The following is a 14,871-nucleotide window of genomic DNA, read 5'->3' on the forward strand; positions in this document are numbered from 1 at the left end:
CAACAATCGCCAATAACACAACAGTAAATTCCATTGGAGGAAAAAATATGTCAAATGATAAAGTATGGTACGTGACCGGTGCTTCGAAAGGACTGGGACTGTCCTTAGTAAGAAAATTGATTGAGTCCGGATATAAAGTCGCTGCAACTTCACGTAAAATAGAAGATTTAAAGCAAGCTGTTGGTGAAGTGCCCGAAGGACAATTCCTGCCGTTGGCAGTTGATTTGACCCAAGCGGATTCGATTAAGTCATCCTTGAACAAAATGTATGAACAGTTCGGGCAAATAGATGTGGCCGTTAACAATGCAGGTTATGGCATCGGTGGTGCGATCGAGGAATTGTCGGAGAAGGAAATCAGGGCCAATTTCGAAGTCAACGTATTTGCTCCAATTAATGTCATTCAAAGTGTACTGCCTTACATGCGGAAGCAGAGATCAGGACACATTTTCAATATCGCGTCAATCGCTGGCTTCGCTCCGCATATGGGCTGGAGTGTGTATGCAGCGACTAAGTTCTCGCTAATGGGGTTGACCGAAGTGCTTGCCCAAGATGTTCAATCACTAGGGATTAAAGTGACGGGAGTTGCTCCCGGAGGTTTCAGAACGGAGTTCAATAAAATGAGTTCCCTCGTTTTATCTTCCCGTAAAATTGAGGACTACATCGAGCTGCATGGTGGGCATAACCGATTCGTGGCGCAAGATGGAACACAGCTCGGTGATCCTGAAAAAGCGGCAGAGGTGTTCATTGATTTGGCTGAATCTCCGAATCCTCCGTCTCAATTATTCCTGGGCAGTGATGCTTACCGGAGAGCGTCCGAGAAGTTGGATCAATTGCGTGAAGAACTAGAAGCGAACAAGAATATCACATTCCGAACTGATTTTGAATAAGGGGGATCACTCTACTGTGAAGAAGGAAAAGACGTTGGTGTTCCCTGGAAAATGAGCGTGACTTGAATCCAGATCGCTTTGTTCAGCCGGACGCTCGTAAAACTAAAAAGATGTTGGAGAAGTATTCAGTTCCCATTGAAAAGATTCTCAAACTCGGTATTGGTGCATAGGACTCCTAAGGAAAACTTCATATCAAAACAAGTCTAGTCAATGGTGTGAATACAGCTCGTCTTGCGAAGCACTGATCTCTGCAAAAATGAAACATCCGAACATGTATTGTCTGTTCATGCAGGAGTCAATATCCGTTCAGCTATCATGTGGGTTGTCAAATTTTACGAGGCGTAGCCGATAAAAAGGGAGCTATTGGACAATGATCTTTCAAACCAAAAGCAAATGGCTTCGAAACAAAGGGCGGTCTATTGAAATTTGGAAGCTTAAGTTTCTATACCTTCACATGAATAGCGGTTATGTACTTAGCTCAAATAGGACGGGAAAGCGTCCTGTCTGGGTTAGCACCAGAGCATTTCGCATCTCTAACCGAAACTTAGAAAAAAATGATAGGTTGGTAGGAACCTTTTGCAGAAACAGCTTCTTATCTAGGGATTGGGCTTGCCAACCTAATCGATACGGTTCATCCAGTTTGGAAACATGGTTATACCCTAAGAGCCATCATCCTTTGGATGGTAGTAAGTTCGTGTCCCAAGCCAAGGTCAAGGACTAATGAGCAATTTAGTTACAATGTTAGGTGGAATATTAAAAGGAACTTGAAGGGAGAAACGTATGGAAAAAAGTATCTCAGAAATGATAGATACAGATTGGCTTCGTAACTTATCAAAAAACTATCCTCACTCTGAAAAAGGAATCGTTAAACACTGGTCTTGTAATTCAATCGGCGCTGTTGATAAGAATCTTGTGACAGGAGGGGTCTATCGGATATCTGGAACAACCGAAATGGATAGTAGGGCGCAGCAATCTTGGTCATTTATTCTGAAAGTAGTTAATCCTGCGTGAAGACCCAGCCAGCTCATTATAATTAATGGCGAGGGACAAGAACATATTCCCATTGAAGTCGCTATTTTAGCGGCTTTTTTTATTTTATCGGTACAAGTTCTTGTCCCAAGTCAAGGACAAGAACTTGTACCGATTGCCGGAATGGACAAGAACATAGTCCGATTGCTGATTAGGTAAATATCTAAACATTAAGCATATCACTTAAGACCTCATTTATCTTAAAAATAAGAATTTAGTTGTGAAAGACATGGAGAAGTAAATAATCCCCCACCTAAGCAATGGCTTTGAGGTGGGGGATTATTTACTTCTCTATTCTAGGGGGTATATGGGCTGAGAATCGTACACTTTGTTCCAAATTATTCATCGTGTACGTAATAGAAAGTGCTGCGAAAATTTGCTTTACAATAAATAATCCTAAGCCACTTCCACCCGTATTCCGATTTCTTGATTTTTCAACTCGATAAAAGGGTTGAAAAATTTGTTGAATATCCTGTTCGTTAATTTGTACACCTGAATTAATAACTTGAAATTGAATGTCTGATTGTTGTGAACCCTTTGTGAGTTGGATATATACTTTTTCACCAGATGGAGAACGGGAAATTATTTTTGCCGAAGATCGAATTAAATATGACCTCGAACCAATCCATTGGCATTATAACGGACCTGAAGCGAAAGCAGCTTTTGATGAATCAATTAGTTGACCATTCCCAATATTACATATTTCGAGCTGGGCAAAATGAGTATATACGTTTAACGGTAAAAGAACTGATCACTTTTCTAATCCAAGTAACAGAGGACCGAGAGTGTCGCTTTGTTGCTGGATTATTTTACATTATAAGAAGAGCGGAAGGTAAAAATCAAGGACTTAAGCTCATCGAAAAAGATGTATGTAACATTACTACGTGTATTTTTTGCACATCAAGCTACTATTGTGTTGGAGAAACCCTATATTTAGGCCGTTGTATGCGTGGGCAGCTTTGTTCTGTGCACTTTACCCTCCGCTGCCGACATGACCCTCGGTTCTACTAATATCAAAAGTAACTTCAACATCTCCGGACCCTAAAGCTTGTGCCAAACCTGCGGAATCTTCAATGCTACCAATTCTTGTATAACTATAAGAGGTATTAAAACTATCATAGAACAAGACGAGAGTTCTTGATCCATACAACATTAAATCTCCTGTATTGATCCGTCCGGGATTACTTGGATTGGTTGTTAATCCACTCGATAAATCAAAGAATTTTTCATTTGACAAATGATCTTTCAGTGTCACTGTCATTGGCAATAAGCTAATAAACTCTCTTGCTGTTTGATTATCTTCTATTGTTGCTTGAAACGTGTGATTATTTACTCTAATGGTTAAATCTGACAAAATACCTTCCTCCTCATTGTTCGATTCTTCTTCTGGTTCAGTTTCTTCATTTTCTATTGGTATCTGAACCTCTGGCTCGTTATCCGGCTCTTCTGAAGCTTCAGGTGTCGGTGCACGGCTGCAAGCAACAAATAATATAAGTCCTAGTGTGGATATCAATACAGTTTTAAGTATTCTAGTCATAAATATCTTCCTGCTAATTTATCTTTAATTATTGACATACAACTAACTCTCCTTGTATTTCGTTCTATTATTAAGCTATTCCACTTGTCAACACAGACAGGTTTGCGGCTAGTCACTCACGGAAAATGTAATTTGTACACTGCCTGAACCAACGGCTTCTGCAAGACCCGTTGTGTCGTTTATGCGTCCGAGCTTTACGTAGCTGTATGAAGTAGAAAATGTCTTGTAGAATAAAACCAGAACGTTATCTCCATAGAGCATCAAATCGCCTTCACGGATTGTGCCTGGATTGACAGACCGGTCTGCACGCAAATTGTCTGATAAATTATAAAACTTTTCATCGCCATTGAGTTCGGACATATCCATTGTTAATGGAAGTTGGGCAGTAAATGCCCTCGCTGTGTCGTTATTCTCAAGGGTTGCAGTGAAAGTTGTATTGCCGATTATGATATCCACGTTAATCCTGTCATTCGTCCTGGGTGTTTCAGGAAGCGGCGAAATAGGCTGTTCCGGTTGCATAGGGGACTCTGGATCTGTGGGTTCTACAGGAACAGTAGGTTCGGGCGCTTCTTCTTCCGTTACGGTTTCCATAAATCGCATGAGTATAACTGCAGCTTGGGCACGAGTGGCATAACCACCAGGCGTTAATTTACCGCTGCTGCCCTGCATGATCTGGCTGCCTAATGCCCAATGCATCGCATTTATTGCAAAGGAGCTGACTTGGGTTGCATCGGAATAACCGTCAAATCCCGCAAATGCAGAAGTATTATATCCCTTAAAGTTGGCATAACGATGCAGGATGGTGGCAAACTGCTCACGGGTAATCATGTTGTTTGGCGCAAATATGGCATTGCCGATACCCGTCACAATATGATTGTCAGCCGCCCATGTTACCGCAGCGGGATAATAGCTGTTATCAGGTACATCGGAAAAACCGCCATCGCCAGATACCGGCGGAGTGCCTTCCAAACGATGCAAAATGGTAACCAGCATTGCGCGGGTCATAGGTGTGTCCGGTTCAAAGTTACCTCCGCCTGTACCGGCCATGAGGTTATTCTCTGTCACATAGTCCACGGCAACACGATGCCATGCGTTCTCTGTTATATCGTTGTAGTCTGCCGCGAAAGCAGTAGGGATCATGGATAAAATCAGAACAATTCCCAGTAGCAGACTAATGAAACGCGATGTTTGCTTTTTTCTCATAAAATCATCCCTCTAAATTCGTTTGCATTCTTTTTGATTCTTGAGGCACGTCGATTTTTTTTATGACTTTGGCAGGAACGCCGCCTACAATCGTATTTTCCAACACATCCTTTGTCACGACGGCTCCGGCTGCGATAACGGCATTGTCACCAATGGTTACTCCTTGCAGGACGGTCGCATTCGCGCCGATCCAAACATTTTTCCCAATCATAATTGGGGCAGGATAAGTCGTGCCTCGATCTTCCGGCATGAGACCGTGATTGAGCGTCGCCAACACCACGTTATGTCCAATGAATGTGCCATCGCCAATGATAATACCGCCTTGATCTTGGAAATGACAGCCGGAATTAATGAACACATTTTTGCCAATGATTATGTTCTTACCGCAGTCCGTGTAAAAAGGCGGGAACATACTAAAGGAGTCATCTACTGGTTTGCCGATCAGCTTGGCGATCAAGGCGCGGATTTCTTCCGGTTCGTGATAGGAGCAGTTTAACTCACTCGTAATTCGCATAGCCTCATGACTAAGTCCAACCATATAAGTATGGATTTCTGAACCACCAGGTAGCGGCAATCCGCTATTTACATGATCTAAAAATTCTTTGAGGTTCATTGTGTACACATCCTTTTCTGCTAATCTGTAAACCACCTATAAACGAACTTTATCTTGTTATTTATTCTATCCCCATTTCTTTCAACATAACAAATACTCATATCTTATAACATGATATGCTTGATGAGCATTTCCAAATGGGTACAATAGAAGGGGAGGGATGCAGATGGAAATTAGAGTTTTGCGTTATTTCGTTACGGTCGCAAGGGAAGGAAGCATAACCGGTGCCGCAGATTTTTTACATGTGACACAACCCACGCTTTCCAGACAATTGAAGGATCTTGAACAAGAATTGGGAAAAAAACTGTTTATTCGCAGCAGTCACAGCATCATTCTCACCGATGAAGGCATGCTTTTAAGGAACAGGGCAGAAGAAATCCTAGATATGGTCGACAAACTGGAAGACGAGTTTAAATCAATGGAGGAAACGGTAGGCGGAGATATCTATTTGGGTGGTGGAGAAACAGACGCTATGAAACAGATCGCGCGAGTCGCAAGAGACCTCCAATCACGTTATCCCAATATACGATATCACCTTTACAGCGGAAACGAAGATGATGTGACAGAACGGCTTGACAAAGGATTGTTGGACTTCGGGGTTTTAATTGAACCGGCTAATATATCCAAATACAACTACATCAATATCCCGGCTAAGGATGTGTGGGGCGTTGTGATGAGGAAGGATAGTCCCCTTGCTGTCAAAGACTCAATTCAAGCCTCGGATTTGATTCAAGCTCCATTAATCTGTTCTCGACAAGCGATCAAACAAACTTTTTCCAAAAATGATTTTGCTGATTGGTTCGGTGAGGATTTCAATAAATTAAATGTCGTAACAACCTACAATCTGGCCTATAATGCAGGGGCTATGGTTGAGGGAGGCATTGGTTACGCCATAGCGATTGATAAAATAGTGAATACGTCCAATGAGAGCAAGCTGTGTTTCAGACCGCTGGAGCCACGACTTGAATCCGGCTTGAATATCGTTTGGAAAAAACATCATGTCTTATCGGCAGCAGCCGATAAGTTGCTAAAAGCAATTCAAGAAAAGTTTTGAAAACTGGCGAACAAACCGAAGAAGATGCTTACAGCATTTTCTTCGGTAACACGGAGTATTACAGATTCATAGCAGCCATGTTGCACTACTATGAAAATTCATAGAAATGGGAATCATTATGCTAACCGCCAGGGAAGAAGTTGACGATCGAGTCAAGGCTCTTAATCTGGGGGCCACGATAATGGGATTCCATAATGGTAATGCCACTACACCTGATGACTTACGTGCTGGATAAATGACCTATGTTTGGCTTGCTGAAGGTATCGAAGAAGGTACGGGTATCACAGGAAAATACTTTTTCCAAAGTGAGGAAGATTCAAATGCCTCCGATGTAGAATGACATAAAGTTACCAACCATGAAATCCCTTATAGAATAAGGTTTTTTTATTCTTTGGTAGAGAACTTTGTGTCAATTAATGTACTGTCGCAGGACAAGAACATTGTACCATTCCCCATTAGAATGTTATCTAAACAGTTGCATGATAGGAATTATGTCGATTGAAAAGAGCACATTACCATAAAAAGTCGCTAAAATAGAGGGCGTATGAGCTAAGAACAGATCCCCAAAAAAAACTAATTGTAAAGTAATATCCATTTTTAAAGTTAACGGGCAGTTTAGTTTAATGAACGATGCTAAAATAAAGAAAATATAAGAATAAATTGAGGTAAGAAATTGAAAACAAAGAAAAGTATGAGACAGATATGCCCAAAATGTGGGTACGAGAAATGTGTTCCCAAACTGTATATCGATAATCCAAAATATCCTTCTGGTTCGATTCTGAGATGTAAGCAGTGTAAATCACTTTTTTCGCTTAAAAATGGAGGATGGGTCTTTTGGAAGGAATGGGAATAAGCTAACGAGAACCGTTAGCTCAATCAAATACATAAAAAGCAGCCGATCATATGCGTTTGGCTTCTTTACACCGTGATCCGTGAGAAGTGCAGTATACTAACATGGCGATTTGTGGAGGGACAAGAACATGTTCCCATTGAAGTCGCTATTATAGCGGCTTTTTTGTTTTATCGGTACAACTATGGCAAATTAAACAAAACAAACAAACGTATCATGCATTTCCATCAGTTTAATCGTGAACGAGATACGGCAATAGTTTCACTAATCTTAGGATCAGGGCTTAGATTATCAGAAGTTTCCGGAATCAATCTTGAGGATTTAGATCTGACGAAATCATCAGTAAGAGTAGTCCGAAAAGGGGGAAAAGAGCAATATGTTTACTTTAGCAGCCAAGCATCCCTAGATATTGAGAATTATCTGCAGATAAGGGAAACAAGATATACCCCAGAAAAAAATGAAAGATTTTTGTTTATTGCAGCACCTGTAGGACGCAAAGGTAAAAATAGACGTTTAACACAACGTTCTATAGAAAAACTTGTTGAGAAATATGCAACAGCCTTTGGAAAGCCGGCTTTGACGGTTCATTCTTTGAGGCATTCATTTGCCACACGTTATCATATTGAGAATAATGATGTCCCAAAATTAAAGAATCAATTAGGACATTCTACAATACAAACTACAATGATTTATACTCACTTAACAGATGATCAAATGAGAAGCGCTGTAAATAACATGGATAAATAATCTGGAGGGAGTGACATAAAGTTTCCTACCAGACTGGAAAATTGACACAAAGTTACCCACCAGACTGGAGAATGACACATAAAGTTGCCTACCAAGTACCAAATTTGCTCCGTTAATTAAAGACAAAGGGCATAAATGCAGAACTTTGTGTCAATGTACAGTACAACATTGTCGAGGGACAAGAACATGTTCCCATTGTAGTCGCTAATTTAGCGGCTTTTTTATTTTATCGGTACAAGTTCTTGTCCCAAGCCAAGGACAAGAACTTGTACCGATTACCGGAATTGACAAGAACATAGTCCGATTACCGATTAGATGTGAATCATTGATCACATGCACCTAAACAAGAAAATATTCACGATGTTCGTTCTCCATTTTAGAATGAGTCAGCAATTCGTTCTATTCGGCAGTATGTAGAGGTTTATTTAGAAATCTTGATCAGTAAAAATAAATGACATTTAAGGTTTAGCTGCCACAATGAATAGAAGCCTTTCACTCGTGAGTTATTAGTGAAAAGCTTCTCGTGCTGCCCCCATGGTCGACCGTCTCCATCATTAAACTGGAAACAAGATGAAGGAGCCTGTTTCATAAGTAATTGAGACAGGAGTATACGTTAAAAAATACATAAACCTCTTGTGTCCCAATATGTTAATAAATGTAATAAACAGTGTCCCAATTGCTCATTGAGATAAGGGAAGAGAACTTATATACTCACTAATGAGAAAGCGTTTACATCTAAAAGCTGGTTACCTTCTCAGCTTCCGATGAATGTTTTCAACTTAATTAAGGGAGGCTAAAGCATTTGATACGTACACTATTTTCTAAAGGGAAACTGCTGCTATTGGCAGCAGCAGTTGTCAGCTCCACACTTCTCTCTTCGTCGCAGGTATCAGCATCTACTGCTTACACTGGTATGCGCAATATCTCATCTCAACAAATCGTAAATGAAATGAAGGTAGGTTGGAATTTAGGGAACACGCTGGATGCTACAGGTGGAGAGACGAATTGGGGCAATCCATTAACAACGAAGAGCATGATCGACAAGATTAAGGAAGCCGGATTCAATACGGTACGTATTCCAATCACCTGGGACGGTCACATGGGTGGAAGTCCGAATTATATTATTGATTCGAATTTTATGGACAGGGTGGAGCAAGTCGTTAATTATGCACTGGATAACAATATGTACGTTATTATTAATCTGCATCATGAAAATGCTTGGATTAAGCCATTTTATGCGAATGAGGCTCAAACTACTGCACAATTGACAAAAGTTTGGACTCAGATTGCGAACCGTTTCAAGGCCTATGGAGATTATGTTGTTTTTGAAACTATGAACGAACCGAGACCAGTAGGTACACCTTCTGAATGGACTGGGGGGACTGCTGAAAACCGCGATGTCGTGAATAAATTCAATCTGGCTGCAGTCAATGCAATCAGAAGTACAGGCGGAAACAATACGAGTCGTCATATCATGATTCCGACTATTGCAGCATCAGCGAGTTCTATAGCCTTGGATAATTTGGTCTTCCCTAACAATGACAGTCGGATAATCGTATCCGTTCATATGTATTCCCCGTATTTATTTGCTATGGACAATGCGGCTACTTCCTCCTGGGGAACCGCACAAGATAAAGCGGCTCTTGATGCAGAGTTCGATGCAGTGTACAACAAGTTCGTTAAGAATGGTAGAGCTGTCGTTATTGGTGAGATGGGAACGATCAATAAGAACAATACTTCCGTTAGAGCATCACACGCTGCATATTTTGCTCAATCCGCAAGAGCCAGAAGCATGACTCCCATTTGGTGGGACAACAATGCTACAACGGCTTGGCAATCCGATACCTATGGTTTATTTAATAGAAGCGCCTTGAGCTGGTATTTCCCCGAAATTGCACAAGCATTTGTTAACGGTGCTGGAGGAGTACCTGGTGGAAATTCAACAATTCTCTTTAATTTTACGTCGAGTAGTGAGGGATGGACCGGGGCTAATTTAGCAGGTGGACCTTGGATGGTTAATGAATGGAGCAGCAATGGTAGTAGTTCCCTTAAGGCGGATGTTAACTTATCGGGAGCAGCTCAATATTCTTTGTTTAGTTCAACAGGTCAGAACCTAAGTGGAAAGTCACAACTGAAAGCTGTAGTCCGTCATGCTACATGGGGAAACCAAGGAACAGGGATGAATGCTAAAATTTATATCAAAACAGGAAGTTCATATACCTGGAATGATGGAGGTAGTGTCCAAATAAACTCAAGTACTTCGGGTACTGTATTGACACTGAACCTATCTGGTATAACTAATCTACATGATGTAAGAGAAATTGGGATTCAATTTATTACAGGAGCAAATGCATCAGGAGCTTCATCTATCTATGTAGATTATGTAAATGTTCAATGAAATTGAAAATACAGGAATAGTTAACCGAAATCCAAACGAATCCCAACGTTATCTTTTCTGAAATGAAACTAATACATTTTATATGACGAAGGAGGAAGAAGATGAAGACAAGAAGAGCACGGAAGTGGACGATGATCTGCACACTTGCATTGTCACTTATAGTACCTTTTGTTGGAGGTACTCCTGCAGACGCAGCAAACGGGTTTTATGTCAGTGGATCGACTCTTAAGGATGCTAACGGCAACAATTTTGTAATGAGAGGAGTAAACAATCCCCATGCCTGGTTTGATACCCAAGCCTATACCGCTCTCACTACAATTAACAACAATAAAGCGAACACCGTTCGAATTGTGTGGTCTCTAAGTGGGAGTGCATCCCGTCTTCAACAAATCGTTGATCGCTGTAAAGAATTGGGCTTGGTAGCCATGATAGAGTTGCATGATGCAACAGGTTCTGATGATGCCACAAAATTAAATCAACTTGCTCAATATTTTACACGAAGTGATATTAAACCGATCTTGACCAATAATGAAAAGTATGTACTCGTCAATATTGCTAACGAGTGGGGGAGCGCTAACCTGTCTGATACAGGTTGGAGAGATGCCTACAAGACAGCTATCAGTACAATTAGAAATGCTGGAATTCATAATACCATTGTTGTAGATGCCTCGGGTTGGGGGCAGAATTCTTCACCAATCAAAACTCAAGGGAAGGCTCTACTAAATCACGATCCGGATCATAATATTTTATTTTCAATTCACATGTATGGTTCATGGAATGATGCATCTCGTATCGGAAATGAACTCCAAGCCATTAAAAACCTTGGTCTTGCCGTTATTGTCGGAGAATTTGGATACAACTATAATAATGGGAATAATAACCTAGGAAGCCAAGTCAATACACAGGAAGTCCTTAATCAGGCTCAGGCAAAGGAGATTGGATATCTGGCTTGGTCCTGGACTGGGAATGACACTGCAAACTCATGGCTTGATCTTGTTTCAAGTAGTGATTGGCAAACATTTACTCCATGGGGGAATCTCGTATTTAATGGAGCGAATGGAATTAAAGCTACTGCTGTCAAAGCATCCGTATTTAACACGGTTGGCAGCAGCATTATATATGACTTCGAAGGAAGTAATATACAGGGTTGGACAGGCTCAAACATAACAGGTGGGCCTTGGTCCGTAACGGAGTGGTCTTCGAGTGGTTCAGCTTCTTTGAAAGCGGATATCAACCTAGGCGGAGGTCAATTTACTCTTAGCCGAGGAGCAGCTCATGATTTTAACGGCAAACAAACATTGATGGCGAAAGTGAAACACGCGGGATGGGGCAATTTCGGAAGTGGTCTTCAAGCCAAGCTGTTCATTAAAACAGGATCAGGATACACCTGGTATGATTCAGGCATTGTTAATATCAACTCTTCCAATACAACAACGCTGACATTAAATCTAGCTGGTGTTGTTAATTTGCACGATGTGAAGGAAGTCGGTGTTCAATTCATCTCACCTGTGAACTCTAGCGGTACAACATCGATCTATCTTGATAGTGTAGTCGTACAATAAATTATTCTCAGGGAGCCCTTATAGTCATAGCGGGCTTCCTTTTTTGATATTCCTAAGATTGAAGTTCAAGTGGAGTCAAGTACATGTGCGTGTTAATTTCCTGTCTTCTAAAAGCTCCCGGCGTCAGACCAGTCCATTTGGAAAATTGCCTGATAAAGCTTTGCACATTGCCAAAACCAATTCGGTATGCAATTTGTTCAATCGTTTCTTCAGTATTCATTAGCAGCTGGATGGCCTCTTGCTGCCGCAAAATAGTTAAATATTCTCGAGGAGACATACCATAAGCTTCTTTGAACACACGGCTGCAGTGTCTTCTACTTCGTCCCAGCTTAGAAGAGATATCTTCAAACCAGTTGATGTTCAGATCAGCCTCTGCATCAATGCCGAACACCACTAGTTCATCTATCTTTCTGGCGATTTCATAAGACAATTCCGTTCCCAAAGAGAGCATGGAAGCTTTTTCATCACAGTAATTCTCAATGTGAAGTGAAATGTCCAGTATGGTTTGGAAAATGGATATATCAGATGCATCTTTTTTAAGCTTATTCATTAAGTCATACACCAGCGGTTTTACTAGATCCGTTAATTCTGAATTCCTTTGCTGGATGAACAGCGGAGCAATGGTAGCAATTTTCTGCAAGAAATTGATATCAGTTATTTTAATATGCGCAACAAAAAATTTAGTGAATTGAGCTTTCTCCGTTTTGTATTGATGAACGGTCATTGGCGGTATCAATACAAGTTCTCCTGTATGCTGCTCATATGAGTAGTCATTAAATATCACGACCTGTGAGCCCGCAAGCACGATATTTACCTCAAACATCATATGATGCAAATGTCTTTGACATATCGTTCTCGCATTATTAAATCCTGACTCGTGAGCACCATGTAAGTAGATTTCCATTCGTTTATTCTCAAATATAAGATGTTGAAATGACGCGTTCTCCATCTTCGACCCTCCCCATTTAATGTTCTATCGTGATGAATTAGAAGAACTATGTCCCATTTGGTTCATTAATAACGCTTTTGAAGTCCTTGTTGGTTATCCATTAATTCAATACATAGTTTTATAATCAATTTAATTCGTATGGTTCATTTCATAATCGGGAAGGGGGCAAGTGCGATAGACATTTTATATTATAGTTGCTCTATCTCAAATATGAAAGCGTTCTAATTTTGATGAGTACTATAATAATACCCAATCGAGGAGTGGATAAGAATTGAAAAGTATTACGAACAGTAGAACCAAACATTTCTACCTGTTTATTTCACCATGGTTGTTTGGTTTCTTAGCCCTTACTGCCGGCCCAATGATTTACTCCTTGTATATGTCCTTCACAGATTGGAAGTTATTTGGGGGTTCTAGCTGGATTGGATTGGAGAATTATCGCTTACTTACTCAGGATTTTATCTTTTGGAAGTCTCTATGGAATACGTTCTACTACACCTTTGTTGGAGTGCCTCTAGGCTTGGTGGCGGGATATCTGCTTGCCGTACTGCTAAACACCAAAGTGAAATTCATGGGCACATTTCGTACATTGTTCTACTTGCCTTCCCTCGTTCCAGCGGTGGCCAATTCGTTATTATGGTTGCTCATTTTCCAACCCGAGTTCGGGCTGGCCAACACCGTCTTATCCTCTATCGGCTTTCCCACTTCAGACTGGATTGCTAGTGAAACGATGGTCAAACCAGCACTGATCATCATGAGTCTGTGGGGAGCAGGGGGAGGGATGGTTATATATCTAGCCGGTTTGCAGGGTGTTCCTCAATCATTATACGAAGCTGCAGAAATGGACGGCGCTGGCCGATTCAAAAAATTTATCCATGTCACAATACCAATGACGTCTCATGTTATTTTCTTTAATCTGATTATGGGGATGATTGGTTCATTTCAGATCTTTACGCAATCTTATGTCATGAGTAACGGAGGACCCAATTACGCCTCGCTTTTCATGGTTCAGTATTTATATCAAAATGCCTTTGATTATTTCAATATGGGTTATGCTTCGGCTGTTGCATGGGCATTGTTTGTCATTATTCTCATCTTTACGGTAATTCAGTTCAAAGTCTTTGGCAAGCGCGTCTACTACGAAGATTAAGGAGGATATGATGGCTAATACAGTTCTTAATACAAATGTCTCTGAGCAAACCCTTCAGAGTATTCAAGCTTCAAAACGTTGGGATCGTATCGTAACTTATATACTCCTTGTGTTCATGTCTATTTTGTTCCTTTTACCTTTTATATGGCTAATTGGGACATCACTGAAACCAGAGGCAGAAGCTATTAGTTATCCGCCATCGCTTTTCCCTAAAGAAGTGGACTGGAAAAACTATGCAGAAGTCTTTGATCTTGTTCCCTTCCTGAAATTCTATCAGAACACAATCATCGTTACATTGACTTCTGTCGCGGGTACTGTGTTCTCAAGTGCGCTGGTCGGGTATGGTTTTGCGCGTATAAACGGAAGGGGGAGAAACTTTTGGTTTATGATGTTACTTGCAACCATGATGCTTCCTTCCCAAGTCACCATGATACCGGTCTACTTAATTTTTGCTAAACTCGGTTGGATCAACACGTTTTTACCATTGATTGTTCCATCGTTCTTTGGTAGCGCATACTTCATATTTTTACTTCGTCAATTCTTCAGAACCATACCCAAAGAGCTAGATGAAGCAGCTATAATTGACGGCTGTGGTCCTTTCCGGATCTTTTGGAATATCATGTTGCCACTTATTATTCCCTCTTTATTAACAGTTGCAATTTTAAGTTTCATGGGGAGCTGGAATGATTTCTTTGGCCCATTGATTTATTTGAATGATACGAGCAAGTTTACGTTATCTCTGGGGATTCAGACCTTCAAAGGACAAAACACGATGCTGTGGGGACCTATGATGGCAGCAAGTACGATGGTTATCACCCCGCTTGTTGTGTTGTTCTTTTTTGCTCAAAAATATTTTATTCAAGGAATAGCAACTTCTGGGTTGAAAGGGTGA

Annotated in this window: 11 protein-coding genes and 2 pseudogenes; 8 read left to right on the plus strand and 5 right to left on the minus strand. The window is 40.8% G+C overall.

Annotated elements, in window-relative coordinates:
• Positions 1–47 precede the first annotated feature (47 nt).
• Together MKX40_RS16600 and MKX40_RS16605 are read left to right on the plus strand one after the other, a co-directional pair.
• Positions 48–887 carry an SDR family NAD(P)-dependent oxidoreductase gene (locus tag MKX40_RS16600; RefSeq protein ID WP_339234117.1) on the plus strand — a complete coding sequence of 280 codons (840 nt, stop codon included), beginning with the start codon at positions 48–50 and terminating at the stop codon, positions 885–887.
• 780 nt (positions 888–1,667) lie between these two features.
• Positions 1,668–1,898: a hypothetical protein gene (locus MKX40_RS16605; protein WP_339234119.1), complete on the plus strand. Its 231-nt coding sequence runs from the start codon at positions 1,668–1,670 to the stop codon at positions 1,896–1,898.
• Between the two features lie 301 nt (positions 1,899–2,199).
• On the opposite strand, the pseudogene MKX40_RS16610 reads toward MKX40_RS16605, so the two are convergent.
• The 4 genes and pseudogenes from MKX40_RS16610 to MKX40_RS16625 form a co-directional block, all read right to left on the minus strand.
• Positions 2,200–2,478 (minus strand): annotated as a pseudogene (locus tag MKX40_RS16610) (ATP-binding protein); the annotation flags it as partial.
• A gap of 411 nt (positions 2,479–2,889) precedes the next feature.
• Complete coding sequence (locus MKX40_RS16615; RefSeq protein WP_339234121.1) at positions 2,890–3,453, minus strand: cyclophilin-like fold protein; 564 nt, start codon at positions 3,451–3,453, stop codon at positions 2,890–2,892.
• A 108-nt stretch (positions 3,454–3,561) separates the two neighbouring features.
• Positions 3,562–4,656: a cyclophilin-like fold protein gene (locus MKX40_RS16620; protein ID WP_339234123.1), complete on the minus strand. Its 1,095-nt coding sequence runs from the start codon at positions 4,654–4,656 to the stop codon at positions 3,562–3,564.
• A gap of 4 nt (positions 4,657–4,660) precedes the next feature.
• On the minus strand, positions 4,661–5,269 hold the full coding sequence (locus MKX40_RS16625; RefSeq protein ID WP_339234125.1) for a sugar O-acetyltransferase: 609 nt from the start codon (positions 5,267–5,269) through the stop codon (positions 4,661–4,663).
• Positions 5,270–5,435: 166 nt separating this feature from the next.
• Between MKX40_RS16625 and MKX40_RS16630 the strand changes: the two genes are divergently transcribed.
• From MKX40_RS16630 to MKX40_RS16645, 4 genes and pseudogenes are all read left to right on the plus strand, one after another.
• Positions 5,436–6,323 carry a LysR family transcriptional regulator gene (locus MKX40_RS16630; RefSeq protein ID WP_339234128.1) on the plus strand — a complete coding sequence of 296 codons (888 nt, stop codon included), beginning with the start codon at positions 5,436–5,438 and terminating at the stop codon, positions 6,321–6,323.
• A gap of 1,027 nt (positions 6,324–7,350) precedes the next feature.
• Positions 7,351–7,920: pseudogene (locus MKX40_RS16635) on the plus strand (tyrosine-type recombinase/integrase); the annotation flags it as partial.
• A gap of 802 nt (positions 7,921–8,722) precedes the next feature.
• A complete protein-coding gene (locus tag MKX40_RS16640; RefSeq protein ID WP_339234131.1) occupies positions 8,723–10,318 on the plus strand; it encodes a glycoside hydrolase family 5 protein in 1,596 nt (531 codons plus the stop codon).
• 101 nt (positions 10,319–10,419) lie between these two features.
• Complete coding sequence (locus tag MKX40_RS16645; RefSeq protein ID WP_339234135.1) at positions 10,420–11,880, plus strand: cellulase family glycosylhydrolase; 1,461 nt, start codon at positions 10,420–10,422, stop codon at positions 11,878–11,880.
• A 52-nt stretch (positions 11,881–11,932) separates the two neighbouring features.
• Here the strand turns inward: MKX40_RS16645 and MKX40_RS16650 are convergent, their stop codons facing one another.
• Positions 11,933–12,829 (minus strand): helix-turn-helix domain-containing protein, encoded by an 897-nt coding sequence (locus tag MKX40_RS16650; RefSeq protein WP_339234137.1) that lies wholly within the window; start codon positions 12,827–12,829, stop codon positions 11,933–11,935.
• A gap of 271 nt (positions 12,830–13,100) precedes the next feature.
• Between MKX40_RS16650 and MKX40_RS16655 the strand changes: the two genes are divergently transcribed.
• Both MKX40_RS16655 and MKX40_RS16660 read left to right on the plus strand, forming a co-directional pair.
• Positions 13,101–13,979, plus strand: coding sequence for a sugar ABC transporter permease (locus MKX40_RS16655; RefSeq protein WP_339234139.1), 879 nt, complete (start codon positions 13,101–13,103; stop codon positions 13,977–13,979).
• 10 nt (positions 13,980–13,989) lie between these two features.
• Positions 13,990–14,871, plus strand: coding sequence for a carbohydrate ABC transporter permease (locus tag MKX40_RS16660; RefSeq protein ID WP_339234142.1), 882 nt, complete (start codon positions 13,990–13,992; stop codon positions 14,869–14,871).

Origin of the sequence: Paenibacillus sp. FSL R5-0517 (genome assembly GCF_037974355.1) — a bacterium.
Lineage (GTDB): Bacteria > Bacillota > Bacilli > Paenibacillales > Paenibacillaceae > Paenibacillus.

Excerpts from the sequence above, each read along its gene's own strand:
- MKX40_RS16615 (WP_339234121.1), bottom strand. The coding sequence starts at position 3,453 with ATGACTAGAATACTTAAAACTGTATTGATATCCACACTAGGACTTATA.
- MKX40_RS16605 (WP_339234119.1), top strand. The coding sequence starts at position 1,668 with ATGGAAAAAAGTATCTCAGAAATGATAGATACAGATTGGCTTCGTAAC.
- MKX40_RS16650 (WP_339234137.1), bottom strand. The coding sequence starts at position 12,829 with ATGGAGAACGCGTCATTTCAACATCTTATATTTGAGAATAAACGAATG.
- MKX40_RS16600 (WP_339234117.1), top strand. The coding sequence starts at position 48 with ATGTCAAATGATAAAGTATGGTACGTGACCGGTGCTTCGAAAGGACTG.
- MKX40_RS16625 (WP_339234125.1), bottom strand. The coding sequence starts at position 5,269 with ATGAACCTCAAAGAATTTTTAGATCATGTAAATAGCGGATTGCCGCTA.
- MKX40_RS16660 (WP_339234142.1), top strand. The coding sequence starts at position 13,990 with ATGGCTAATACAGTTCTTAATACAAATGTCTCTGAGCAAACCCTTCAG.
- MKX40_RS16630 (WP_339234128.1), top strand. The coding sequence starts at position 5,436 with ATGGAAATTAGAGTTTTGCGTTATTTCGTTACGGTCGCAAGGGAAGGA.
- MKX40_RS16645 (WP_339234135.1), top strand. The coding sequence starts at position 10,420 with ATGAAGACAAGAAGAGCACGGAAGTGGACGATGATCTGCACACTTGCA.
- MKX40_RS16620 (WP_339234123.1), bottom strand. The coding sequence starts at position 4,656 with ATGAGAAAAAAGCAAACATCGCGTTTCATTAGTCTGCTACTGGGAATT.